The 24,181-nt window shown below is 71.9% G+C and carries 24 protein-coding genes and 1 pseudogene; 18 read left to right on the top strand and 7 right to left on the bottom strand.

Annotation, left to right across the window (positions count from 1 at the left end; translation table 11 throughout):
* The first annotated feature begins 15 nt into the window (after positions 1 to 15).
* Complete coding sequence (gene cobF, locus ACQEU6_RS45745) at positions 16 to 765, top strand: precorrin-6A synthase (deacetylating) (protein ID WP_499340058.1); 750 nt, start codon at positions 16 to 18, stop codon at positions 763 to 765.
* 21 nt (positions 766 to 786) lie between these two features.
* On the opposite strand, the gene ACQEU6_RS45740 is transcribed toward cobF, so the two are convergent.
* The gene (locus ACQEU6_RS45740) at positions 787 to 2,238 is read right to left on the bottom strand and encodes an MFS transporter (RefSeq protein WP_499340057.1); all 1,452 of its coding nucleotides are present in this window, start codon (positions 2,236 to 2,238) and stop codon (positions 787 to 789) included.
* A gap of 157 nt (positions 2,239 to 2,395) precedes the next feature.
* On the opposite strand from ACQEU6_RS45740, the gene ACQEU6_RS45735 reads away from it, so the two are divergent.
* From ACQEU6_RS45735 to ACQEU6_RS45705, 7 genes and pseudogenes are all read left to right on the top strand, one after another.
* Positions 2,396 to 2,848 carry a MarR family winged helix-turn-helix transcriptional regulator gene (locus tag ACQEU6_RS45735; protein WP_499340056.1) on the top strand — a complete coding sequence of 151 codons (453 nt, stop codon included), beginning with the start codon at positions 2,396 to 2,398 and terminating at the stop codon, positions 2,846 to 2,848.
* A 39-nt stretch (positions 2,849 to 2,887) separates the two neighbouring features.
* Complete coding sequence (locus ACQEU6_RS45730; RefSeq protein ID WP_499340055.1) at positions 2,888 to 3,757, top strand: LLM class flavin-dependent oxidoreductase; 870 nt, start codon at positions 2,888 to 2,890, stop codon at positions 3,755 to 3,757.
* Between the two features lie 163 nt (positions 3,758 to 3,920).
* On the top strand, positions 3,921 to 4,751 hold the full coding sequence (locus tag ACQEU6_RS45725) for an undecaprenyl-diphosphate phosphatase (RefSeq protein ID WP_499340569.1): 831 nt from the start codon (positions 3,921 to 3,923) through the stop codon (positions 4,749 to 4,751).
* A gap of 105 nt (positions 4,752 to 4,856) precedes the next feature.
* On the top strand, positions 4,857 to 6,356 hold the full coding sequence (gene tnpB, locus ACQEU6_RS45720; RefSeq protein WP_499340054.1) for an IS607 family element RNA-guided endonuclease TnpB: 1,500 nt from the start codon (positions 4,857 to 4,859) through the stop codon (positions 6,354 to 6,356).
* Between the two features lie 90 nt (positions 6,357 to 6,446).
* Positions 6,447 to 7,196 (top strand): annotated as a pseudogene (locus tag ACQEU6_RS45715) (dienelactone hydrolase family protein).
* A gap of 11 nt (positions 7,197 to 7,207) precedes the next feature.
* Entirely contained in the window at positions 7,208 to 7,480 is a 273-nt protein-coding gene (locus tag ACQEU6_RS45710) for a DUF6295 family protein (protein ID WP_179847860.1), read from the top strand.
* Positions 7,481 to 7,748: 268 nt separating this feature from the next.
* The gene (locus ACQEU6_RS45705) at positions 7,749 to 8,978 is read left to right on the top strand and encodes a cytochrome P450 family protein (RefSeq protein WP_499340053.1); all 1,230 of its coding nucleotides are present in this window, start codon (positions 7,749 to 7,751) and stop codon (positions 8,976 to 8,978) included.
* A 9-nt stretch (positions 8,979 to 8,987) separates the two neighbouring features.
* Here the strand turns inward: ACQEU6_RS45705 and ligD are convergent, their stop codons facing one another.
* On the bottom strand, positions 8,988 to 9,941 hold the full coding sequence (gene ligD, locus ACQEU6_RS45700; protein WP_499340052.1) for a non-homologous end-joining DNA ligase: 954 nt from the start codon (positions 9,939 to 9,941) through the stop codon (positions 8,988 to 8,990).
* Positions 9,942 to 9,993: 52 nt separating this feature from the next.
* On the opposite strand from ligD, the gene ACQEU6_RS45695 reads away from it, so the two are divergent.
* Positions 9,994 to 10,632, top strand: coding sequence for an FMN-binding negative transcriptional regulator (locus ACQEU6_RS45695; protein ID WP_499340051.1), 639 nt, complete (start codon positions 9,994 to 9,996; stop codon positions 10,630 to 10,632).
* Positions 10,633 to 10,671: 39 nt separating this feature from the next.
* Here ACQEU6_RS45695 and ACQEU6_RS45690 read toward each other — a convergent pair whose 3' ends face one another.
* A complete protein-coding gene (locus ACQEU6_RS45690) occupies positions 10,672 to 10,947 on the bottom strand; it encodes a sulfurtransferase TusA family protein (RefSeq protein WP_499340050.1) in 276 nt (91 codons plus the stop codon).
* 72 nt (positions 10,948 to 11,019) lie between these two features.
* Positions 11,020 to 11,703: a carbon-nitrogen hydrolase family protein gene (locus ACQEU6_RS45685; RefSeq protein ID WP_499340049.1), complete on the bottom strand. Its 684-nt coding sequence runs from the start codon at positions 11,701 to 11,703 to the stop codon at positions 11,020 to 11,022.
* A gap of 180 nt (positions 11,704 to 11,883) precedes the next feature.
* On the opposite strand from ACQEU6_RS45685, the gene ACQEU6_RS45680 reads away from it, so the two are divergent.
* Positions 11,884 to 12,246, top strand: a complete 363-nt coding sequence (locus tag ACQEU6_RS45680; protein WP_499340048.1) for an STAS domain-containing protein — start codon at positions 11,884 to 11,886, stop codon at positions 12,244 to 12,246.
* Positions 12,247 to 12,250: 4 nt separating this feature from the next.
* On the opposite strand, the gene ACQEU6_RS45675 is transcribed toward ACQEU6_RS45680, so the two are convergent.
* A complete protein-coding gene (locus ACQEU6_RS45675) occupies positions 12,251 to 13,408 on the bottom strand; it encodes an ROK family protein (protein ID WP_499340047.1) in 1,158 nt (385 codons plus the stop codon).
* 116 nt (positions 13,409 to 13,524) lie between these two features.
* Between ACQEU6_RS45675 and ACQEU6_RS45670 the strand changes: the two genes are divergently transcribed.
* The 7 genes from ACQEU6_RS45670 to ACQEU6_RS45640 all read left to right on the top strand — a co-directional run bounded on the left by ACQEU6_RS45670 (position 13,525) and on the right by ACQEU6_RS45640 (position 20,661).
* Entirely contained in the window at positions 13,525 to 14,253 is a 729-nt protein-coding gene (locus tag ACQEU6_RS45670) for an amino acid ABC transporter ATP-binding protein (RefSeq protein ID WP_499340046.1), read from the top strand.
* Positions 14,254 to 14,305: 52 nt separating this feature from the next.
* Positions 14,306 to 15,241: a glutamate ABC transporter substrate-binding protein gene (locus tag ACQEU6_RS45665; protein ID WP_499340045.1), complete on the top strand. Its 936-nt coding sequence runs from the start codon at positions 14,306 to 14,308 to the stop codon at positions 15,239 to 15,241.
* Between the two features lie 19 nt (positions 15,242 to 15,260).
* Entirely contained in the window at positions 15,261 to 15,905 is a 645-nt protein-coding gene (locus ACQEU6_RS45660; protein WP_499340044.1) for an amino acid ABC transporter permease, read from the top strand.
* Positions 15,902 to 16,744, top strand: coding sequence for an amino acid ABC transporter permease (locus ACQEU6_RS45655; protein ID WP_499340043.1), 843 nt, complete (start codon positions 15,902 to 15,904; stop codon positions 16,742 to 16,744). The genes ACQEU6_RS45660 and ACQEU6_RS45655 overlap by 4 nt, the downstream gene beginning before the upstream one ends.
* 8 nt (positions 16,745 to 16,752) lie before the next feature.
* Positions 16,753 to 17,694 (top strand): asparaginase, encoded by a 942-nt coding sequence (locus ACQEU6_RS45650; protein WP_499340042.1) that lies wholly within the window; start codon positions 16,753 to 16,755, stop codon positions 17,692 to 17,694.
* Positions 17,691 to 18,434 carry a copper homeostasis protein CutC gene (locus tag ACQEU6_RS45645; RefSeq protein WP_499340041.1) on the top strand — a complete coding sequence of 248 codons (744 nt, stop codon included), beginning with the start codon at positions 17,691 to 17,693 and terminating at the stop codon, positions 18,432 to 18,434. Before ACQEU6_RS45650 ends, ACQEU6_RS45645 begins: the two co-directional genes overlap by 4 nt.
* A gap of 178 nt (positions 18,435 to 18,612) precedes the next feature.
* Positions 18,613 to 20,661 (top strand): alpha-1,4-glucan--maltose-1-phosphate maltosyltransferase, encoded by a 2,049-nt coding sequence (locus ACQEU6_RS45640; protein ID WP_499340040.1) that lies wholly within the window; start codon positions 18,613 to 18,615, stop codon positions 20,659 to 20,661.
* Here the strand turns inward: ACQEU6_RS45640 and ACQEU6_RS45635 are convergent.
* Together ACQEU6_RS45635 and ACQEU6_RS45630 are read right to left on the bottom strand one after the other, a co-directional pair.
* Positions 20,639 to 21,487 carry an STAS domain-containing protein gene (locus tag ACQEU6_RS45635; protein ID WP_499340039.1) on the bottom strand — a complete coding sequence of 283 codons (849 nt, stop codon included), beginning with the start codon at positions 21,485 to 21,487 and terminating at the stop codon, positions 20,639 to 20,641. The genes ACQEU6_RS45640 and ACQEU6_RS45635 overlap by 23 nt on opposite strands.
* A gap of 3 nt (positions 21,488 to 21,490) precedes the next feature.
* On the bottom strand, positions 21,491 to 21,757 hold the full coding sequence (locus ACQEU6_RS45630) for a hypothetical protein (RefSeq protein ID WP_143227064.1): 267 nt from the start codon (positions 21,755 to 21,757) through the stop codon (positions 21,491 to 21,493).
* 529 nt (positions 21,758 to 22,286) lie between these two features.
* Here ACQEU6_RS45630 and treS point away from each other — a divergent pair.
* Entirely contained in the window at positions 22,287 to 24,179 is a 1,893-nt protein-coding gene (treS, locus tag ACQEU6_RS45625) for a maltose alpha-D-glucosyltransferase (RefSeq protein WP_499340038.1), read from the top strand.
* The last annotated feature ends 2 nt before the right edge of the window (positions 24,180 to 24,181 follow it).

The raw sequence follows: 24,181 nt of genomic DNA, 5'->3' as shown, positions 1-24,181 counted from the left end.
GGCACACTTGGCGCCGTGAAGCGGCTTTTGATCATCGGCATCGGCGCGGGCGACCCCGACCACCTGACGTTCCAGGCGGCCAAGGCCATCGCCGCGGCCGACGTCTTCCTCGTCGTGGACAAGGGCGAGGCCAAGCACGACCTGGCCGGGCTGCGGCACGACCTCATCGCGGCGCACGGCCGGCCCCCGTACCGGGTCGTGGAGGCCCGCGATCCCGACCGCGACCGGGACGCCGCCGCCTACGCCGCCGCCGTGCAGGACTGGCGGTCGCGGCGCGCGCGGATCTACGAGTCCTTCGTCACCGGCGAGCTGGCCGACGGGCAGACCGGCGCGATCCTCGTCTGGGGCGACCCCGGCGTCTACGACAGCACCCTCGCGGCGCTGGAGGAGGTCGGCGCCGAGTTCGAGTGCGAGGTGATCCCCGGCATCAGCAGCGTCTCCGCGCTCACCGCGCGGCACCGCGTCGGGCTCACGCGGGTGGGGCGCCCCGTCCACGTCACCACCGGACGCCGCCTCGCCGCCGAGGGCGCCACCGCCGACGACGTGCTCGTCATGCTGGACGCGCACTGCGCGTTCGCCGAGGCGGGCGAGGGCTACCACATCTACTGGGGCGCCTACCTCGGCACGCCCGACGAGATCCTCGTCTCCGGCCCGGTCGCGGAGGTGGCCGAGGAGATCCGCGCCGTGCGCGCCGAGGCCCGCGACCGCAAGGGGTGGATCATGGACACCTACCTCCTGCGGCGCGAGTCCCCGGCGCGGGACTGACCGGCGCGGCGCCGTCCGGCGTCAGGCCTTGGACGCCGCGCTCCGCTCCGCCGGGGCGTCCTGCCCGGCCGCGGCGGTGACCGAGCGCCCGCGCCCGGGAATGGCCAGCGCGATGAGCCCGGCGAGCAGCGCCACGCCGCAGCCGATCAGCAGCCCGGCGCGGAAGCCGTCCTCGGACGGGAGCACGTGCCCGCCGAGGTCGATGGTCAGCTGGGACAGCACGACCCCGACCACGGCCGCCGACACCGAGGTGCCGACCGAGCGCATCAGCGTGTTGAAGCTGTTGGCCGACGCGGTCTCCGACCGCGGCACCGCCCCCATGATGAGCGCGGGCATCGCGCCGTAGGCGAGTCCGACGCCCATGCCGCAGATCGCCGTGACGATCATCAGGCCCCACGCGGCGCCGATGAGCAGCGTGGACGACCCGTAGCCGAGCGCGATCACCAGGCTCCCGGCGACCAGGGTGACCTTGGGCCCGCGGGCGGCCGACAGCCGGGCGCCGAGCGGGGACACGGCCATCATCAGCAGGCCGGACGGCACCATCCACAGGCCCGCGGCGACCATCGACTGGCCGAGGCCGTACCCGGTCGCCTTCGGGAGCTGCAGCAGCTGCGGCACGATCAGCGACTGGGCGTACATCGAGAACCCGATCACGACCGAGGCGGCGTTGGTGAGCAGCACCTGGGTGCGCGCGGTGACGCGCAGGTCGACCAGCGGGTCGCGGGTCCGCAGCTCCCACCAGCCCCACGCCAGCAGGATGACGACCGTGGCGGCGAACAGCCCGATGGTCGTGCCGCTCGCCCAGCCCCAGTCGGCGCCCTTGGAGACGCCGAGCAGCAGGCACACGAGGGCGGTGCCGAGGCCGACCGCCCCCGGCGCGTCGAAGCGGCCCCTGGCCTGGACGGGCGTGGCCGGCACCAGCAGGTAGATCAGCGTGGCGACGAGCGCGCTCAGCGCGGCCGAGCCCCAGAACAGCACCCGCCAGCTCATGTTGTCCGCGATGACGGCCGCCAGCGGCAGGCCGAACGCCCCGCCGATGCCCATGGACGAGCTCAGCAGCGCGATCGAGGACCCGAGCCGCTCGGGCGGCAGCAGGTCGCGCAGCGCGCTGATGCCGAGCGGGATCATGCCCATGCCGACGCCCTGCATGCCCCGGCCGACGACCATCGGGATGAGCGAGCCGGACAGCGCGCAGACCACCGACCCGGTGATGAGCGGCACCATGCAGACCAGCAGCATCCGGCGCTTGCCGTACAGGTCGCCGAGCCGCCCGATCATCGGCATGGCGACCGCGGAGGCCAGCAGCGTCGCGGTGACCACCCAGGTCGCGTTGGAGGCCGAGGTGTGCAGCAGCCGCGGCAGCTCGGCGATGAGCGGCACCACGAGGGTCTGCATGAACGCGGCGACGATGCCGCCCACGGCGAGAACGCCGACGATCCCGCCGGGTCGGACGGCGGGCGCGGACTCGTCCACGTGACATCCCTTCTGTCGGGTCAAGGAACATGTGCACCATACATACGATATGGTCGATGCACAACTTATGTACGGCGCACATCCCTGTGGTAGGCATGGGGTGCGAGCATCGATGCGGGAACGACCCGGGCGGACCGCGCGCGGGAGAAGGACCGGAATGCACAAGCCCACGGATCTGATCGAGTACGAGACCATGCTGCTCGGGCGGCACAGCCTGGCCACCCGCCGCTCCAAACGCGAGGGCGGCCTGCTGGAGCGCAGCGCCTACATCCTGCTCAGCCGCATCCGCATCGAGGGCCCCATGTCGATCCGGCAGCTCAGCGAGGCGTTCGACCTGGACCCCTCGACGCTGAACCGGCAGACCTCGGCCATGCTGCGCGACGGCCTCGTCGAGCGCATCCCCGACCCGGCGGGCGGCATCGCCCGCAAGTTCCGCATCACGGGCGAGGGCGAGCGCCGCCTCGACAGCGAGCGCGGCCAGATCACCGCCGGCATCGACAAGATCATGGCGGACTGGACGGCGGAGGACGTCGAGGCCTTCGCCGTCTTCCTCCAGCGCTTCAACACCGACATCGAGCGCCTCGCCGGAAGCCCCTGGCCCCGCCCCTGACCTGGCACGCCCGCCAGGGGCCGCCGATAGCCTGGGGCGATGCGCCTCGGTGTGAACGTCCCCAACTTCGGGCCCGGCACCGACCCGGGCGTCCTGCGGCAGTGGGCGCGAACGGTCGAGGGCCTCGGCTTCGACCTGCTGATGGTCTCCGACCACGTCGCGATCACGGCCGACGTCGCCGCGCAGTACCCGGCCCCGTTCTACGAACCGTTCACCACGCTCTCCTGGCTGGCCGGCGTGACCGAGCGGGTGCGGCTCGGCACCACCGTGCTCATCGTCCCGTACCGGCATCCGCTGCTCGTCGCGCGCATGGCCGCCAACCTCAACGACCTGAGCGGCGGGCGCCTCGTCCTCGGCACCGGGGTCGGCTGGGCCCGCGAGGAGTTCGCGGCGCTCGGAGTCCCCTTCACCCGGCGCGGCGCCCTCACCGACGAGCACCTGGACGCGATCCGCGCGGCGTGGGAGGACGAGGGCGACTACCGCTCCGGACGGATCCCCCTCTGGATCGGCGGGAACAGCGACGCCGCACTCCGCCGGGCCGTGCGCGTCGGCGACGCCTGGCACCCCCTGCGCTTCACCCTCCCCTGGCTCCGCGGCGCGCTGGAGCGGCTGAGCGCCCTCGCGGACGAGCAGGAGCGCCCGGTTCCCGCACTGGAGCCCCGCATCGTCCTGCGGCTGACGTCCTCCCCCGTCACCGGCCCTGACCGCCTCGCCGGTGAGGGGACCCTCGACCAGGTCGCGGACGACCTGGAGCAGCTGCGGCTGCTCGGCGCGGGCACGGTCCTCCTCGATCCCTTCAACGGCGACCCGGACGAGACGCTGCGCCCGGCCGACGCCTGGCGCGCCCTCGCGGCGGTCGCCGCCGTGCACGGCCCGGGGGTCGCCGCCCCGGCCGGTTCCGGCCGGTAGCACCGGGGCGGGCCCAGAAGACCTGGGGCCGAGCATGTCCGGACGCCGTCCGGCCGGTTAACGATCAGTGAAGTTATCCTTCTCGTCACGGGATCCGGTCGCGTCTCGGCAGTAGGCTCGGCGCGAACCAGGCGCAGGTCGGAGAGGAACCGGGTCCTTGAGCGTGATCAATGTCGGGCAGGCGATCGTCCTCGGGATCGTGGAGGGCCTGACCGAGTTCCTCCCGGTCTCCTCGACGGGGCATCTGAAGATCACCGAGGGTCTGATGAACATCCCGGTGGACGACAAGTCCGTGGTCGGCTTCACCGCGGTGATCCAGGTCGGGGCCATCGCGGCGGTCCTGGTCTACTTCTTCTCCGACATCGTCCGGATCGTCAAGGCCTGGGGCGTCGGGCTCGCCCGGCCGTCCGAGCGCTACCACCACGACTACAAGTTCGCCTGGTGGGTCATCTACGCCACCATCCCGGTCGTGATCGTCGGGGTCGCGGCCCAACCCCTCATCGAGGGCCCGCTCGCCTCGCTGTGGGTGGTCGCCGGGTCCCTGATCGGCGGCAGCGCCGTGATGTTCGCCGCGGACCGGCTCGGCACGCACAAGCGCGGCGAGGACGACACGTCCCTCACCGACGCGATGCTGATCGGCTCGTCGCAGATCCTCGCCCTGCTGTTCCCCGGCTTCTCCCGGTCGGGCGCGACGATGTCGACCGGTCTCATGCTCGGCCTCGACCGTGTCGCCGCGACCCGGCTGTCGTTCTTCATGGGCATCCCCGCGCTGACCGGCGCCGGCATCTACGAGCTGCCGAGCGCCCTCGGCTCGGGCGCCGGCGTCCTGCCCCTCGCGGTGGGCACGGCGGTGTCGTTCGTCGTGGCCTACGCCTCCATCGCCTGGCTGCTGCGCTTCGTCGCCCGGCACAGCTTCACCTCGTTCGTGGTCTACCGGATCGTCGTCGGCCTCCTCCTGTTCGGCCTCCTCAGCGCCGGGACGTTGAACGCCTGATTTCACGGAGGCGCTGACTTCGACGTGCACGTGGCTCTACGGTTGACGAGTGGCGAAGAACTGTGCGGCTCACACGAGGGCCATGGCCACGAGCTTGGCCGTCGAGTGAAGAAGTTCCGGCCGCAGCCCGGTTTCGTGATGCAGGCGTATCGGTTCGCGTTGGATCCCAATGTCACCCAAGAGTCTGTGCTGCGCTCGCATTGCGGTGCGGCCCGCGCCGCCTACAACTGGGCCGTCGCGTGGGTCGAGGCGTCCTGGTGGCAGCGCCGTGCGGAAGATTCGTACGGCATCGTCGAGGAGGAGTTGACCGGGTGGCGGCCGTGGTCGCTGCCCGCGTTGCGCAAGGCGTTCAACGCCGCCAAGCACACCGATCCGAGATTTGCCGCGTGGTGGCAGGAGAACTCCAAGGAGGCGTACTCCACGGGCCTGGCCAACGCCGCCGCCGCGTTCGACAACTACGCGAGGTCGAAACGGGGCAAGCGGCGGGGCAAGCGGGTCGGGATGCCACGCTTGAAGTCGAAACGGAAAGCGCGTCTGGCCTGCCGGTTCACCACCGGCACCATTCGTCTCGAGTCCAGCGGCCGTCACGTGACGTTGCCCAGGCTCGGGACGATCCGCACACATGAGCCCACCTGCAAGCTCCTGGCACGCTTCCAGGCCGGGACGGCGCGGATCCTGTCGGCGACGGTCAGGTTCGAGCGCGGGCGCTGGTTCGTCTCCTTCCAGACCGAGGTCAAGCACGATCCGGTGAAGGTCGCCCGGCCGGACACGGCGGTCGGCGTCGACCTCGGTGTGAAGACCCTCGCGGTCATGGCCGACAGCACCGGCCAAGTATGCCGGGAGCCCAACCCCAGGCACCTGGACGCGGCGCTCACACGGCTGCGCCGCGCCTCCCGCATCGCCTCCCGCCGCCAGGGGCCCGACCGCAGGAGTGGACGCAAGCCGTCCAAGCGGTGGGAGAAGGCCGATGCGACCCGCAACCGAGTTCACCATCGCGTCGCCGACCTCCGCCAAGACGCACTGCACAAGCTCACTTCGAAGGTGGCGGCCGAGTACGGCACCGTGGTGGTCGAAGACCTCAACGTCGCCGGGATGCTCCGCAACCGGCGCCTCGCCCGCCACATCGCCGACGCCGGGTTCGCAGAGATCCGCCGCCAACTCATCTACAAGACCAAGCGCAACGGCAGCCGCATCGTGGTCGCCGACCGCTGGTTCCCCTCGTCCAAGACCTGCTCGGGATGCGGCGCGGTGAAAGCCAAACTGCCGCTGCACGTCCGGACCTTCGAATGCGACGCCTGCGGCCTGGTCATCGACCGGGATGCCAACGCCGCATTCAACCTCGCCGCACTCGCGGCTGGCGCTGTAACAGGTACCGGAGTGGCCGGAGACCTGGGCACCCGCATGGTGCCGAAACCTCGTGGAGCCGACCGGAAGACCCGCACCACCCGTCGTCGCCTCAAGACGAGGACGGGGCGGGCAGGTGGCGCAACCCTGCCGCACCAGCGGCAGACAGAAACGAGAGACCGTACTCAAACCAAAGCCCCAAGCTTTGGTGATGTGACGGACCTTCTAGGCCAAAAGGCCCGGGATGCTCAGTGCCGCTAAGGCTTCGAGCAACGGTATGCGAGAGACTGTCCGCATGTCGGTGAGAGCACGGCGTGCGCGCGGACCCCGCTGAGGAACGGAGCTTCGAGCATGAGCGACGCGATGTGGGCCGGCACGGTCTCCATCACCGGGCACGGCGAGGACGAGCTGGAGGCCTACCTGGCGCGGCCGCTGGGCGACGCCCCGCGCGGCGGCGTCGTGGTGATCCACCACATGCCCGGCTACGACCCCGGCACCAAGGAGTTCGTCCGGACGTTCGCGGCGCACGGGTACGCCGCGAACGCCCCGAACCTGTACTCGCGCGAGGGCGCGGGCGCGGGCGTCGGCCCGGACGACCATGCGGCCGCGGCCCGCGCCAAGGGCGGTGTCCCGGACGAGCAGCTCGTCGGCGACGTCACCGGGGCCGCCGCGCATCTGAACTCGCTCGACCACGCCAGCGGCAAGATCGGGGTGATCGGGCACTGCTCGGGAGGGCGGCACGCGTTCCTGGCGGCCTGCGAGCTGGACCTCGACGCGGCCGTCGACTGCTAGGGCGCCTTCGTCGTCAGCGATCCGCCCGAGGACTACCCGACCTCCGCCCGGTCGATCCTGTCCAAGGCGCCCGGCCTGTCGTGCCCGCTGCTCGGCCTGTTCGGCGAGGAGGACCGGTTCCCCGCTCCCGACGAGGTCGCCGCGCTGGACGCCGAGCTGACCAGGCTCGGCAAGGAGCACGAGTTCCACAGCTACCCCGGCGCGGGGCACGCGTTCTTCGCCGTCGAGCGGCCCGCGTTCCGTCCCGCCGCGGCCAAGGACGGCTGGGAGAAGATCTTCGCCTTCCTCGGCCGCCACCTCGGCGCCTGAGAGGAGACCCCATGTGCACCTACCAGACGGTGAAGATGGAGCTGGACGGCGCGGCCAAGGGCGCGAACGGCTGGTTCACGCTGACCGGCGGCGCGGTCTACGTCGACCACCCGTACCACGCCTGCCACGAGCACACCGTGAACATCGACTTCACCAACGCCGGGGAGGGGCCGTCCGCGCGCGTCGCGGTCGAGCTGACCGAGGAGTCGGCGCTGGCGCTCGTCGAGGCCATCCAGCGGGCCCTCGCCGCCGCCCCGCCCGGCCTCGCCTCGGCCGCCGGCTGAACCGGATCGGGCCCGGCTCCCACCCGTACGGCACCGTGCCGGAGGCGCCGCCCGGCAACGCGGCGGCGCCCGGGCACGGGTGAGGCGGCGGGACCCCCAGTACACCGAGACCCGAGCAGAGGATTTCCGTACGGCTGTTTAAGGAAAGGCCGAAACGAGCGGGACGCGTCCATTTCCAGGTGAATTGGCGGTAAGGCGCCACGACCCCTTACGTTGGCACCCGTCGCTCATCGCATGCATGTCGTTACGGACATGTTCCATATCCCGCTTGGAGAGGACCTCAATGGAGATCCCGCACGTCATCGACCCGGCCGGCAGCGACGTCCAGGGAGAGGCCGCGAAACTGCGGGCGCGGGGGCCGGTGACCCCCGTGGAGCTGCCCGGCGGCGTCGTCGCCTGGGCGGTGACGGGCCAGGAGCAGCTCAAGCGGCTGCTGGCCGACCCGCGGGTCTCCAAGGACCCGAACCTGCACTGGACGAAGTGGATCAGCGGCGAGGTCGGGGAGGACTGGCCGCTGAGCCTGTGGGTCTCGGTGCGGAACATGTTCACCGCCTACGGCGACGAGCACCGGCGGCTGCGCACCATCATCTCGCGGGCCTTCACCCCGCGCCGTACCGAGGCGCTGCGGCCGGACGTCGAGGAGATCACCCGGTCGCTCCTGGACGACCTGGCCGCCGCCCCCGGCGGCCGCGCCGACCTGCGGGAGGCGTTCGCCTACCCGCTGCCCATCGAGGTGATCTGCCGCCTGTTCGGGATCCCCGACGAGACCCGGCCCGCGTTGCGCCACTGCGTGGACGGCATCTTCAACACCGGGCAGACGCCCGAGGAGGCCCTCGCCAACCAGGTCGAGATGTACGGCATCCTCCAGGACTTCGTGGCGTTCCGGCGCCGCGAGCCCGCCGACGACCTGGCCGGCGTGCTCATCTCCTCCCGCGACGAGGAGGGCTCGCGGCTGAGCGAGCAGGAACTGGTCGACACCCTGATCCTGATGATCGCCGCCGGGCACGAGACGACGGTGAACCTGCTCGACCAGGCGATCGCGGCGCTGCTGACGCACCCGGAGCAGTACGCGCTCGTGCGGTCCGGCGAGGTGCCGTGGAGCGAGGTGATCGAGGAGGCGCTGCGCTGGCAGGCGCCGGTCATGAACCTGCCGCTGCGCTACGCCGTGGAGGACATCGAGGTCGACGGCGTGACGATCGGCAAGGGCGAGGCGATCCTCGCCGCCTACGGCGCCGCGGGACGCGACCTCGCCCTGCACGGCGACGACGCCGACCTGTTCGACATCAGGCGGGCGAACAAGGAGCACATCTCGTTCGGGCACGGCGTGCACTTCTGCGTCGGCTCGCACCTCGCGCGGATGGAGGCCGAGATCGCGCTGCCGGCGCTCTTCGGCCGCTTCCCCGACCTGGCGCTCGCCGTCGGCCCCGCCGAGCTGAAGCCGGTCGCGTCGTTCATCTCCAACGGCCACCGGGACCTGCCCGTCGTGCTCGGCTCCTGAGCGCCTCCGCTACCCGTCGCGGCGCGCCCGGGCCCGGCGCCTGCCCTCGTGCATGGCCTGGACCCGGGCGATCGGGATCGTGTGCCCCTGCTCGACGAGGTCGGCGGGGACCGGCTGCGGCTCCGGCATGAGGTCCGTCCAGACGTCGCGTCCGGCGAGCAGGGCGGCGGCCGTGCGGATCGTGAAGTCCGCGGGCGCGACGCGGTCGAGGTCGTCCCAGGCCACCGGGAACGAGACCGGCGCGCCCGGCCGGATGCGCGGGCTGTAGGCGGCGACGACGGTCGCGCCGCCCGCGCGGGTCGAGTCGAGGAACACCTTGCCGCCGCGGTCCTCGCGGATGAACGCCGTCGTGACCAGGCCGGGGTCGAGCCGCTCGGCGCGGACGGCCAGGGCCCGCGTCGCGGCGGCGACGTCCTCGGCGCGCGTGGCGCCGTCCAGGGGCGCGAACACGTGGACGCCCTTGGCGCCGCTGGTCTTGACGGCGCCACGCAGGCCCGAGTCGTCCATCGCGCGGCGCACGAGGTGGGCGGCGGCGACCGCGTCGCCGAACGCGTCCGCGCCGGGCGGGTCGATGTCGATGACCAGGTGGGTGGGCCGGTCCCACGTCTCGGCGCGCACGAGCGGCGGGTGGTACTCGACGGCGCGCTGGTTGGCGAACCACAGCAGCGTGCGGCGGTCGTCGCACAGCGCGTAGGACACCTCCCGCTGCGAGGTCTGCGCCCACACCGCCACAGTCCGCACCCAGGACGGGGTGTACTTCGGCGTGTTCTTCTGCATGAACGGCTTCTGGCCGCGCAGCACGCGCTTGACCGACAGCGGCCGGCCTTCGAGATGGGGTACCAGGCATCCGGCGACGGCGTCCAGGTAGTCGACCAGGTCGCGTTTCGTCGCGTCGGCCCCCTCGAACAGGGGCTGGTCGAGGTTCGTCAGCCGAACCCCGTCACGCTCTTCATCGGCGCTCACCCCTCCAGCTTCGCACGGGGTGCCGACAACGCCGTGGGGTAGCGTCGCTCCCATGTACGTACCCTCGCAGTTCTCGGTGGACGACGCCGAGGTCAGGGAGCTGCTGGCCGGGTGCGGGGCGGCCGATCTCGTCACCGCCTCCCCGCGCGGGCTGATCGCGACCTACCTGCCCGTCCTGTACGACCCGTCGGCGGGCGAGCACGGCGCGATGCTGGCGCATGTGGCGCGCAACAACGACCAGTGGCGCGAGCCCGCCGCCGGGGAGTCGCTGCTCATCGTGCACGGGCCGGACGCGTACGTGTCGCCGTCCTGGTACGCGTCCAAGGCCGAGCACGGGCGCGTGGTGCCGACGTGGAACTACCTCACCGCCCACGTCTACGGCGACCTCGTCGTGCACGACGACCCGGCGTGGGTGGAGTCGATGGTCCGCCGCCTGACCGAACGCCACGAGCAGGGCCGCGACCCGTCCTGGGCGGTCGACGACGCCCCGCCCTCGTTCGTCGCCGGCCAGCTGCGCGCGATCGTGGGCCTGGAACTGCGCGTCACCCGCGTCGAGGCCAAGGCGAAGATGAGTCAGAACCGCCCCGAGGCCGACATCGCGGGCGTCGTCGCGGGCTACCGGGCCCAGGGCGACACGACCATGGCGGACGCCGTCCGCACCGCGGCGCGGCGCGCGGCGAGCGAGGACTGAGACCGGGGGCGGCCGGGGCGCGGCGAGGCGCCGCGGGGGTCAGCCCGGGCGCCAGGGGGAGTTCGGGGATGTCGGGCGGGCCTCGGCCGCCACCCGGAGCGCGTAGGTGGGGGCGGGGGCGCCGTCCACGGGGCCCAGGTAGTCGTGGCCGGTCAGGTGGCACCAGGCGGGCAGGTCGATGGGGGCCGCCGGGTCGGCGGCGACGAGGTGGACGACGGTGCCGGGCGCCAGGTCCGCGATGCGGCCGCGCAGTTCGAGCAGGAGACGCACGCAGGAGCGGTCGCCGCCGTCGATGACGACGGGGTCCGAACTCATTCCCACCTCCGGCTCCGCGAGGCTTGCAGGCGTAGGGGGAAATATAGGGCTTTGGTGTGACAAGCGTGGTGGTCAGACCAGGACGGCCCGGGCGATGCCGCCGGGTTCGGGGCCCGCCTGGGCGACGACGCGCCCGGCGGGGTCGCGGACGCTGGAGCAACCCGCGGCCGGCGCGTAGCCGCCGCCCGTCATGCCCGCGAAGCTGGCGAACGCCACCCAGACGCCGTGCTCGGCGGCGATTCGGCGGGACCGTTCCGCGAGGACGGCCGCGTCGTCCTCGCACACGCCGCCGAGGTAGGCGTCGGCGCCGAGCGCGGCGGTGTCGGCCGCGTGCCGGCGGACGCCCGTGTCCTTGCAGACGGCGAGGCCGAGGCGGCGGCCGTCGACGGTGATGACGGCGGGCTTCTCGCCTGGTCCGAAGTGCTCCACCTCAAGGTGGCCCAGCCAGATCTTGCGATAGGCGACCGTTATGCCGGACGAGTCCACCCGGAGCATCGCGATGCGCCTTTCGACCGGGGCGCCCACGAGGGCGATGGTGTCCGAGGACGCGCACGCTTCGGCCAAAGGTTCCAGGCGCGGGTCATCCAGGAGGACGTCCTGAGCGTCAAGTTCGTATCCGGTCAGGGAGAGCTCAGGAAAGAGGACCACCCTGGAGTCGGCGGCATGAATCGCCAGCACGTGCTCCGCCACGTTCGCCGCCACGTCGTGGGACGTGCAGGGCGGCTGGACGGCGGCGAGGGAGAGCGGCTTCGGCACGCATCCTCCAATGCGACAAACCAGGATCAATCGCTAGTGAACGGGATCGTCGGCGATATGGATGAGGGAGGTCCTAGACTTGACTCTTTCTTTCAGGTTTCGTCCAGCTTTGGAGCTTACAGTCGCAGTGAAGTACCCCCCGTTGTCATCCAGGTGAGGAAATCGGCTTTGGGGCGAGTCATGGATCTCGGAGTGGGACGCGTGGAGCGCACGGAGACCTGCGGGACGCTGACGTTCCCGGACGAGGTCGACCTCAGCAACGGCGAGGCGGTCCTCGACCAGGCCGTCCGGCTCCTGGACTCCGGGACGCCCGCCCTGATCCTCGACCTGACCGGCTGCACGTTCTGCGACTCCAACGGGCTGAACGTGATCACGCGCTCGCAGATGCGGGCGACGGAGCTGGGCGTGCCCATGTGGGTCGTGCTGCCGCCGCGCGGGATCGTCCGCAGGGTGTCGGAGGTGGCGGGGCTGCAGCGCCGCGTCGCGATCGCGCCGGACGTGGCGACGGCCCGCGAGGCGCTGTCGGCGGCGCGCGGCGGGTAGCCCCTCAGCGCTCCAGGGCGCGGTCGATCCACTCGTCCGCGACGCCGAGGAGCAGGTGGCCCGCGCCGAGGATGCTGGCGTCGCGGCCCGCGCGGGAGGTGGCGATCTCCAGGTTGCGGGTGGCGAGCGGCAGGCAGCGCTCGTAGATGACGCCCCGGATGGTCGCGACGAGCGGCTCGGCGTTGGACAGGCTGCCGCCGATGACGAGCGCGTCGGGGTTGAAGAAGTTCACCAGCGCGGTCAGCACGTCGCCGATGAGGCGCCCGGCCGTCCGCACCGCGCTGGTCGCCTGCGGGACGCCGTCGGCGACGAGGTCGACGATCCGGGACGGGGTGCCGGCCTCGATGCCCTGGGCCGCCAGGGACGCGGCGAGGGCGGCGCCGCTGGCGTGGGCCTCCAGGCAGTCGGGGTGGCCGCAGGAGCAGTCGACGGTGGCCTCGGACAGGATCCGGACGTGGCTGATGTCGCCCGCCGCGCCGCGCCCCCGGTGCAGCCGCCCGTCGACGATCACGCCGCACCCGATGCCGCTGCCGAGCTTGATGACCATCACGTTGTCCAGGCCCGGCCATGACCCGCGGTGCTCGCCGACGGCCATGAGGTTGGCGTCGTTCTCGACCAGGGCCGGGACGCCGGCGCGGCCGGCCACGTAGTCGCGGACGGGGAAGTCGTTCCAGCCCGGCATGCGCGAGGGCGAGACGACCTGGCCCGTCGCCGGGTCGACCGGGCCGGGCAGCCCGATCCCGACCCCGCGGACGGGGACGTCCCGCAGGCCGTGCTCGCCGGCGAGGGCGTGCAGGCTGCGCAGGACCGCCGCCAGCGTCTCCTCGGGCCCGACGGCGATGTCGCACGCGAGGTCGGACAGCGCGAGGGGCGTCCCGGCGAGGTCGGCGACCGCGAGGCGGGCGTGGTGCGCGCCGAGGTCGGCGACCAGGTGCACGCCCGCCTCGCGGGCGAGCCGAAGGCGACGGGGCCGCCGGCCCCCGCGCGAGGCCCCGGCGCCTTCCTCTGCGAACAGGCCGGCCTCGATGAGCTGCTCGACCCGCAGCGAGACGCTGGAGGCCGCGAGGCCGGAGAGCCGGGCGAGCTCGGCCCGCGACTCCGCCTGGCCGGTCGCCACCAGCCGCACGAGTGCCGCCGGTCCGTCGTCTCTGCTGTTACGCACCCCAGATAGATAGCATGCGCGAACTTGGTACGGCAACGCGTTGACTTACGTCGATTTGACACTCTATCGTCCTCTTTGACTTCGATTTCAAAGGAAGTTGGAACGAAGGTGACCGAATGATCGAGGTTCGCGGCCTGTACAAGCGCTTCGGCGACCACACCGCCCTGCGCGACGTGGACCTGGACGTGGCCCGCGGCGAGGTCGTCGTGGTGATCGGCCCGTCCGGGTCGGGCAAGTCGACGCTGTGCCGGTGCCTGAACCGGCTGGAGACGCCCGACGGCGGCGTCATCCGCGTCGACGGCGAGGAGCTGCCCGCGGAGGGCCGCGCGCTCGCCCGCCTCCGCGCGGACGTCGGCATGGTGTTCCAGTCGTTCAACCTGTTCCAGCACAAGACCGTGCTGGAGAACCTGACGCTCGCGCCCACCCGGGTGCGCGGCGTCTCGCGCGCCGAGGCCGAGCGGACCGCCCGCGAACTGCTCGACCGGGTCGGCATCGGCGAGCAGGCCGGCAAGCTGCCCGCACAGCTGTCCGGCGGCCAGCAGCAGCGCGCCGCGATCGCCCGCGCGCTCGCGATGCGGCCGAAGGCGATGCTGTTCGACGAGCCGACCTCGGCGCTCGACCCCGAGATGGTCGGCGAGGTCCTCGACGTGATGACGGGCCTCGCCCGCGACGGCATGACCATGGTGGTCGTCACCCACGAGATGGGGTTCGCCCGCCGGGTCGCCGACCGCGTCGTGTTCATGGCGGACGGCGAGGTCGTCGAGACCGGCGCGCCGGCCGCCTTCTTCGACTCCCCCGCCAGCGACCGGGCCCGGGACTTCCTGGCCAAGGTCCTCAGCCACTAGTGCGACCCCGGCGCGCCGCCCATGGCGCGCCACCCGAGAAAGGTTGATGATCATGGTGCGTACCCCTGCGGGGATGCGGCGGGCGGCGGTGGCCGCGGTCGCGGCGCTGTCGCTGACGGGCCTGGCGGCCTGCTCCGGCGGCGACTCCGACTCCGCGGTCCCCGGTTCCGGCGGCGGGAAGGGCGACGACCTGGCGGCCTCGGCCCCGGTCGCCGCGAACCTGCCCTCCGGCTCCACCATGGAGAAGATCAAGCAGCGCGGCGAGCTCGTCGTGGGCGGCTCGCTGGACGCGCCGCTGCTCTCCCAGCAGAACCCGGCGACGAAGAAGGTCGAGGGGCTGGACGCCGACTTCGGCCGGCTGCTCGCCAAGTACATCATCGGCAAGCCCAACGTGAAGATCGTCAACTCGGCGTCGGAGACCCGCGAGGCGCTGCTGGCCAACGGCACCGTGGACGTGGTGTTCCAGACCTACAGCATCACTCCGGAACGCGCCAAGCAGGTCGCGTTCGCCGGGCCGTACTACAGCTCCGGCCTGGTCATCGCCACCAAGAAGGACGAGACCGGCATCAAGGCGCCGGCCGACCTGAAGGGCAAGACCGTCATCGCGGGCGCCAACACCCCGGCGATCCCGGCGATCAAGAAGGCCGCCCCGGGCGCGAAGATCGTCACCTTCGGCAGTGACCCCGAGTGCGTGCAGGCGCTCAAGCAGGGCCGCGGCGACGCCTACGTCCAGGACGAGGCCGTGCTGCTCGCGACCGCCAAGCAGGACCCCTCCATCCAGATCCAGGGCAAGCCGTTCACCAGCGACCCTTACGGCATCGGGCTCAAGCACGGCGACGCGCAGATGAAGCAGTTCGTCAACGACTGGCTCAAGCAGATCCAGCAGTCGGGCCTGTGGGCGAAGGTCTGGAAGAACTCGATCGGGACGGTCGTGCAGGGCGAGGCGCCGCAGCCGCCCGCGATCGGCTCGGCCCCGGGCTCGGAGTGAGCGGAGGCCCCGCCCTGTCATGAACGTCATCACCGACCACCTCGGGGAGTTCGGCGACGGCCTGCTGCTCACCGTCGAGCTGACGCTGCTGGCCCTCGCCGGGGCCCTCGCGACCGGCATCGCCGTCGCCGCGATGCGGGTCAGCCCGGTGCGCGTGCTGCGCGCCGCCGGAATGGCCTACGTCGAGGTGCTGCAGAACATCCCGCTGCTGGTGTGGCTCGTCATCGCCGTGTTCGGGCTGCCCGAGATCGGGGTGATCGCCGGGCTGTTCACCACCTCGGTCGTCGTGATCGCCCTCTACCAGGGGGCGTACACGGCCGAGGCGATCCGCTCCGGGATCAACGCGGTGCCGGCCGGGCAGGGCGAGGCCGCCCGCGCGCTCGGGCTGACGTTCGTCCAGTCGCTGCGGCTGGTCGTCCTCCCGCAGGCGCTGCGGACGGTCGTCCAGCCGCTCGGCAACATCGCGATCATGACGCTGATGAACACGGCGCTGGCCGCCGCCGTCGGCGTGGTCGAGCTGACCGCCGCCGCGAACCGGGTCAACCTCGCCGAGGCGCAGCCGATCTGGATCTTCGTGACGGCGGGCCTGGCGTACATGGCGCTGTCGGCGGTCTTCGGCCTGGTGACCGGCGGCCTGGAACGGAAGCTGGCGATCCTGCGATGAGCTCCTCGCGCCTGCTGTTCGACGAGCCGGGCCCCCGCGCCCGGCGCCGCATCCGGATCGCCACCGCGCTGACCCTGCTCGGCGGCGCCGTCCTGGTCGCGCTCGCGCTGCGCCAGTTCGGCGAGAACGGCCAGCTCGCCGCCGACCGGTGGCGCCCCTACGGGACGTGGCCGATGTGGCGGTACCTGCTGGAGGGGCTGCGCTCCACGCTCTACGCCGCGGCCGTGTCGATCGCCATCGCGATGGCGGCCGGCGTCGCGCTCGCGCTCGGGCGGCTGTCGCCGGCGCGGTGGCTGCGCGTCCCATCGGCGGCCTACGTCGAGATCGTCAGGACGGTCCCGGCGCTGCTGCTGGTCTACGTCGTGCTGTTCGCGCTGCCGAAGTACGGCCTCGACCTCCCGCTGTTCTGGAAGCTCGTCGTCCCGCTGTCGGTGTCCAACGCCGCCGCGTTCGCCGAGATCTTCCGGGCCGGGATCCGGTCGGTGGAGCGCGGGCAGCTGGAGGCGGGCCTCGCGCTCGGCCTGACCCGCGGGCGGGCGATGCGGCTGGTCGTGCTGCCGCAGGCGGCGCGGCGCGTCCTGCCGTCGCTGGTCAGCCAGTCCGCCGGGCTGCTGAAGGACACCTCGCTCGGCTACGTCGTCAGCTACGCCGAACTGCTCTACAGCGGGAAGGTGCTCGCGAACTACAACCACCTGCTCATCCAGACCTACCTGGTGATCGCGCTGATCTACCTGGTGATCAACGCGTCGCTGGCCAAGCTCGCGCGGACGCTGGAGGCGCGGCAGCGGACCCGTCCGTCCCGCGCCGTCCGCGAGGCCGCCCCGGCGGCGCGACCGTGAGGACCGACATGTACGAAGTACTGGCCGAGGTCGTGCGCAACGGCTTCGCCGAGAGCCGCCACTACGGCAGCGTCGCCGGGATCGCCCCGGACGGCTCCCTCGCCCACGCGCGCGGCGCCGTCGCGGACACCGTCCTGCCGCGCTCCACGACCAAGCCGTTCCAGGCGCTCGCCTGCCTGAAGGCGGGCGCGCCGCTGGAGGGCGAGCGGCTCGCCATCGCGGCGGGCAGCCACACCGGCGAGGACTTCCACGTCAGGACCGTCGAGGGGATCCTCGCGGACGCGGGCCTCGGCGCCGGCGCGCTGCGGTGCCCGCCGTCCTGGCCCGAGGACGAGGCGACCAGGAACGCGCTGGTCAAGGCGGGCGAGGGCGAGTCGCGGGTGCGGATGAACTGCTCCGGCAAGCACGCCGCCATGCTCGCCGCGTGCGCCGCCAACGGCTGGCCGCTCGACACCTACCTCGACCCGTCGCACCCGCTGCAGCGGCTGGTGCGGCAGGTGATGGCCGACTGCGCCGGGGAGGACCCCGCACCGGTCGCGGTCGACGGGTGCGGCGCGCCGCTGTTCGGCCTCACCCTGACCGGCCTGGCCCGGGCCGCGCGGTCCCTCGTCCTGGCCGAGGACGCCCGCCCGGTCGCGGACGCCATGCGCGCCCATCCCGAGTACGTGGGCGGGACGGGACACCCCAACACCGAGTTCATGCGGGCGCTGCCCGGCTCGGTCTGCAAGGGCGGCGCGGAGGGCGTGCTCGTCGCCGCCACCGCCGAGGGCCGCGCCGTCGCAGTGAAGGTCATCGACGGCAGCCCCCGCGCCACCACCGCCATCGCGCTGCGCGCGCTCGCCGCGCTCGGCGCCGACACCACCCCGGCCGACCCGCTCGGCGCCGTCCCCGTCCTCGGCGGGGGGCGCCCGGTGGGAGAGATCCGCACCATCCCGGAAGGACGTTCGTGAGCCTCACCTACGAGATCTGCATCGACAGCGTCGCGGGCGCCGTCGCCGCCGAGAAGGCGGGCGCCCAGCGCGTCGAGCTGTGCGCGGCGCTGTTCGACGGGGGGCTCACGCCGACCCTCGGCACGGTCCGCGCCGCGCTCGCCGCCGTGTCCTCGATCAGGGTGCACGTCATCATCCGCCCGCGCGGCGGCGACTTCATCTTCGACGAGCACGAGGTCGCGGCGATGGAGCACGACGTGGCGCTCGTCCGGGAGGCGGGCGCGCACGGCGTGGTGATCGGCGCGCTCACCCCGGAGGGGACGGTCGACCGCCCGGTGGCCGAGCGGCTCATGGCGGCGGCGGACGGGCTGCCCGTCACCTTCCACCGGGCGTTCGACATGGCCGCCGACCCGTTCGGCACGCTGGACGTCCTCGCCGGCCTCGGCGTGGCCCGCGTCCTGACGTCGGGGCAGGACGCGAGCGCGCTGGAGGGCGCGCCGCTGATCGCCGAGCTGGTGCGGCACGCCGGCGACCGCGTCATCGTGATGCCCGGCGGCGGCGTCACCGACCGGAACGTCGCGCGGGTCGTGGCGGCGACCGGCGCCCGCGAGGTCCACTTCGCCGCGCTCAGCGAGGAGCCGAGCCCGGCCGTGCACCGCAACCCGTACCCGTTCATGGGCGGGGAGCTGCGGAGGCCGGAGTACCAGCGCCTCGTCACCACCGCCGACGGCGTCGCCTCGGTCATCCGCGCCGCCGGCTAGGGGCCTGAGCGGATCGGGGTCCCGGCGGGCGCGTCCCGCCGGGACCCCGCCGTTCTCCGCCCGGGGCGGTTCTTTGCGTGATCTTGTGATTTCGCGGATGCCGGTGAGTTGCGGACGGGGCATGGATGTCTGCGACCGGTACCGGGACGGCCCGGCACGACGAGCGGGAGCGGGACGCATGCAGGTGAAGCTGGAGGCGGAGCTCGGCCGCATCCCCATCCTCGACGTGGCGCCGGTGGTGGGGTGCGGGCGGTGGCCCGCGAAGGCGGTGGTGGGCCAGACGGTCGAGGTGTCGGCGACGGTGTTCCGGGAGGGGCACGAGCGGCTGGGCGCGGCGGTGGTGCTGCGGACGCCGGAGGGCGAGGAGCTGGCGCCGCAGCGGATGAGCGAGGTCGGCGTCGGGCTGGACCGGTGGTCGGCGCGGGTGACCCCGACCGAGATGGGGTCGTGGTCGTTCCGGGTGGAGGCGTGGGGCGATCCGATCGCGCACTGGCGGCACGACGCCGAGATCAAGGTCCCCCGCGGGCAGGACGTCGCGCTCATGTTCGCCGAGGGCGTCGCGTTGTTCATGCGGGCGGCGCGCCAGGCCCCGTCGAAGGATCGCCGCGTCCTGGCCCGTGTCGCCCGTTTCCTGACGGACGAGGGCGAGGACGCCCTGGACCGGCTCTCCGCCACCGAGGACCCGACCGTGCTGGACGTCCTGGAGCGGTATCCGTTGCGGGATCTGCTGACGGTGAGTGACTGGTGTCCGCTGGTCGTGCACCGGCAGCGGGCCCTGTTCGGAGCCTGGTACGAGTTCTTCCCCCGCTCCGAAGGCGCCGCCTTCGACCCCCTGGGACGCCGCGGCCCGACCTCCGGCACCCTCCGCACCGCGATGAAACGCCTGCCCGCGATCGCCGACATGGGCTTCGACGTGGTCTACCTGCCGCCCGTCCACCCGATCGGCACCAGCCACCGCAAAGGCCCCAACAACACCCTGGACGCCGGCCCCTACGACCCCGGATCGCCCTGGGCCATCGGATCACCCGACGGCGGCCACGACACGATCCACCCCGACCTGGGCACCCTGGACGACTTCGACGCCTTCGTCGAACACGCCGGCAACTGCGGCCTGGAAATCGCCCTGGACCTGGCCCTGCAATGCTCCCCCGACCACCCCTGGGTCCACGACCACCCCGAATGGTTCACCACCCGCGCCGACGGCACCATCGCCCACGCCGAGAACCCACCCAAGAAATACCAGGACATCTACCCCCTCAACTTCGACAACGACCCCGACGGCCTCTACACCGCCGTCAAAGACCTCATCCACCACTGGATGAACCACGGCGTCCGGATCTTCCGCGTCGACAACCCCCACACCAAACCCGTCGCCTTCTGGGAACGGCTCCTGGCCGACATCCACACCACCGACCCCGACGTCCTGTTCCTCGCCGAAGCCTTCACCCGACCCGCCATGATGCACACCCTCGCCAAAATCGGGTTCCACCAGTCCTACACCTACTTCACCTGGCGCAACAACGCCGAAGAACTCACCGAATACATGCACGAACTCACCGGCCCCACCGCCGCCTACATGCGCCCCAACTTCTTCACCAACACCCCCGACATCCTCAACGAATACCTCCAGCACGGCGGCCGCCCCGCCTTCGAAATCCGCGCCATCCTCGCCGCCCTCCTCTCCCCCACCTGGGGCATCTACTCCGGCTACGAACTCTGCGAGAACACCCCCGTACGCCCCGGCAGCGAGGAATACCGCGACTCAGAGAAATACCAGTACCGCCCCCGCGACCACGAAACCGCCGACCGCACCGGCACCACCATCGCCCCCCTCATCACCACCCTCAACACCCTGCGCAACACCCACCCCGCCCTCCAGCAACTCACCAACCTCCACTTCCACCACATCGACCAACCCGAACTCCTCGCCTTCTCCAAACGCCACCTCCACGACACCGTCCTGACCATCATCAACCTCAACCCCCACCAACCCCGCGAAGCCACCGTCCACCTCGACCTCCCCGCCCTCGGACTCCCCGACCACCCCGACCAACCCCACACCCTCACCGACCAACTCGACGGCGCCACCTACACCTGGACCAGGTCCAACTACGTCCGGCTCGACCCGCACACCAAGCCCGCACACGTCTTCACGTTCGAGGAGAACGGGCGTGTGCGGGCCGGTGACGGTCAGGACGGCGGGGCTACCCGGCCCCGGCGCCGCTGAGGGCGCGGTCCTCGATGGACCGGCAGCCGGTGAACACCGAGCCGAGGCCCTCGCGGTCGATGATCTCGCGGAGCTTCGCGGGCAGCGCCGGCAGCGCCAGGCAGCCGCCCTCGGCGGCGACGCGCCACCGGATGCCGAGCAGGATCGGCAGCGGGTCGCAGCGCACGCCGAGCCGGTCGTGCATCCGCACCATCAGGTGCCGCAGGTCGCCCTCGACCAGCCTGGTCAGCGTCTCCCCCAGCCGCGGCACGGTCACCTCGTCCAGCACCCCGGACAGGTGCACGACGGTGTGGTCGCCGTCGCCGGCCGCCGCCGTGGTGATCATCAACTCGGACGGGGCGGGCGGCGTCGGGGTCAGGCCGGCGTCCCCCGGATGCAGCGCGCGGATCGCGTCGAGCACGTGCGTGGTGTCGACCTCCCCCGGCGCCGCCTCCGGGACCGGCGCGGCCGTCGCCGACCCGACGTCGGCGAACACCGGGACGAGGCGGTCCAGCCCGGTGAGGTGCAGCGCCCGCCGGACGTGCGCCGACAGGGCCGGCACCACGGCCCGCAGCGGGCAGCCGAGCAGTTGTGCCCGCGTCTCGGCCCGCGCCATCAGCACGAGCCCGGCCGCGTCCAGCAGGACCGCGTCGCCGAAGTCGACCACGACCCCGCCGCGCCGGCGCCCCCGCGTGTCCCGCGCGCCCGCGCAGGCGAGGGAGAGCGCCTTGCTCACCTCCTCCCGGATCCCCGCGTAGTTCTGCCAACTGATCTGCGCCGGCAGGCTGAGCACGATGAACCCTCGCCGGGTCTCGGTGCTCAGGCCCGGCACCGCCGTGTCCTTCATCTGTCACATCCCGATCGGAGTTCGGGCCGCCGCGCGGGCGGGCCGGGGCGGGGCGGTCAGGTGGCCGGGCGGTCTGGACCCCGGCCGCTCGTCCGGGTAGGGCGGGCGGCCGCCCCGCACGACGCCCGTGAGCCGGGACGCCGCGAGGCGCTCGATGGTCCGTTCCTCGGGCCGCACCCCCAGATGGGCGCAGCAGCACCACAGGTCGTCCACGCAGCGCCGCACGCGCTCCACCGGAATGTCGGCGAAGCGGACGCGCAGCCGTGCCACGAGGTCATCCCGCGTCGGTACGACCGATGGCGACTTCTCCCAGCGCTCCACTGTCCCTCCGATCGCTTCTGGACGGACGCGATTCCGTCCGAACTGAGCAGAACCCGCCGACCTGACGGGTTCTGAGGTTGGAAATGACCTACCCGAGGGTTGCGACAAAAAAAGCGACGAATCTAAAAACACGGACATGACACAACCGTCGCGCGGCAAGTATTCGCGGCGTCCGGCGCCACTCGACGGGCCGGGAATCGCCGTCCTTTTGCGCTGCTTTTCCGCGCGCTGCCCGGCCGCGACCGGGCGATGACCTTCCCGGCGGGCGGCCGCCCGCGGGGACGGCCCGCGGACCGGCGCGATCTACCCCGGTCATGGACGCCTCCGCGCGGCGGCGCGGCGCCGCCGGGTCCCGAAACCGGCCCCACGGTCACGGACCGTACGGAACCTTTTACGGATGGTTGCCTGTCGCGCATACACCTGGACGGGCCGGAGGGAATTGCTGATCTAGATGTCTCCAACACACCCGGGGTGACCCATGGACGGCCAGCCGAAGAACTTCACCCGCAGCACCCGACGGGACCGGGGCGGCGACGGGTTCACCGCGCCGGACGCCGGCGCCGTCCCCCCGGAGGACGCCCCCCGGCCGGCCGTGGGACCGGCCGCCGGCCCCATCCCGGACCCGTTCGACGAGGACACCCCGCGCACCCCGGACTGGTTCAAGACGGCGGTGTTCTACGAGGTGTCGGTCCGGGGGTTCGCCGATTCCAACGACGACGGGTACGGGGACCTGCGGGGGCTGATCTCCAAGCTGGACCACCTGCAATGGCTCGGCGTGGACTGCCTGTGGCTCCTGCCCATCTACCAGTCACCGCTGAAAGACGGCGGCTACGACATCGCGAACTACACCAGCATCCTCCCCGACTTCGGGGAACTCGGGGACTTCGTCGAGTTGATCGAGCAGGCGCACGCGCGGGGGATCCGGGTGGTCGCGGATCTGGTGATGAACCACACCTCCGACCAGCACCCCTGGTTCCAGGCCTCCCGCACCGACCCCGACGGGCCCTTCGGGGACTTCTACATGTGGGCCGACGACGACACCGGCTACCCCGACGCCCGCATCATCTTCGTCGACACCGAGTCCTCCAACTGGACCTACGACACCGTCCGCGGCCAGTACTACTGGCACCGCTTCTTCACCCACCAGCCCGACCTCAACTACGACAACCCCAACGTCCAGGACGCCATGCTGGAGAACCTGCGATTCTGGCTCGACCTGGGCATCGACGGATTCCGCCTGGACGCCGTCCCCTACCTGTACGCCCGCGAAGGCACCAACTGCGAGAACCTCCCCGAAACCCACGCCTACCTCAAACGCGTCCGCGCCGAAGTCGACCGCCTCTACCCCGACCGCGTCCTGCTCGCCGAAGCCAACCAATGGCCCGCCGACGTCGTGGAGTACTTCGGCGACCCCGCCGCCGGCGGCGACGAATGCCACATGGCCTTCCACTTCCCCGTCATGCCCCGCATCTTCATGGCCGTCCGCCGCGAGCAGCGCTACCCCATCTCCGAGATCATGGCCCAGACCCCCAAGATCCCCGACAACTGCCAATGGGGCATCTTCCTGCGCAACCACGACGAACTCACCCTGGAGATGGTCACCGACGAAGAACGCGACTACATGTACACCGAATACGCCAAAGACCCCCGCATGAAAGCCAACATCGGCATCCGCCGCCGCCTGGCCCCCCTCCTGGACAACGACCGCAACCAACTCGAACTGTTCACCGCACTCCTGCTCTCCCTCCCCGGCTCCCCCGTCCTGTACTACGGCGACGAGATCGGCATGGGCGACAACATCTGGCTCGGCGACCGCGACGCCGTCCGCACCCCCATGCAATGGACACCCGACCGCAACGCCGGATTCTCCACCTGCGACCCCGCCCGCCTGTACCTCCCGGTCATCATGGACCCCATCTACGGCTACCAGGCCGTCAACGTCGAAGCCCAGGCCAACAACCCCGGATCCCTGCTCCACTGGACCCGCAAGATGATCGAGATCCGCCAGCGCCACCCCGTCTTCGGCGTCGGCTCCTACGTCGAACTGTCCGCCTCCAACCCCTCCGTCCTGGCCTTCACCCGCGAGATCACCGAGGACGAGAGCCCGTGGGACGAGATGGACACGGTCCTGTGCGTCAGCAACCTGTCGCGGTTCCCGCAGCCGGTCGAGCTGGACCTGCGGCGCTTCGAGGGCTACTCCCCCGTCGAGTGCATGGGCGGCGTCCAGTTCCCCGCCATCGGCGAACTGCCCTACCTGCTGACCCTTCCCGGGCACGGCTTCTACTGGTTCCAGCTGGTCCCTCCTGAGGACGGCGTTCCCGGGACGGGCGCGGACGCGGGGCCGGGCACCCGCGCGGGAAGGACCGTCTGACC

The sequence above is a fragment of the Spirillospora sp. CA-108201 genome (assembly GCF_050936235.1).
Classification (GTDB): domain Bacteria; phylum Actinomycetota; class Actinomycetes; order Streptosporangiales; family Streptosporangiaceae; genus Spirillospora.
This window is presented reverse-complemented; position numbering and strand designations above follow the sequence as displayed.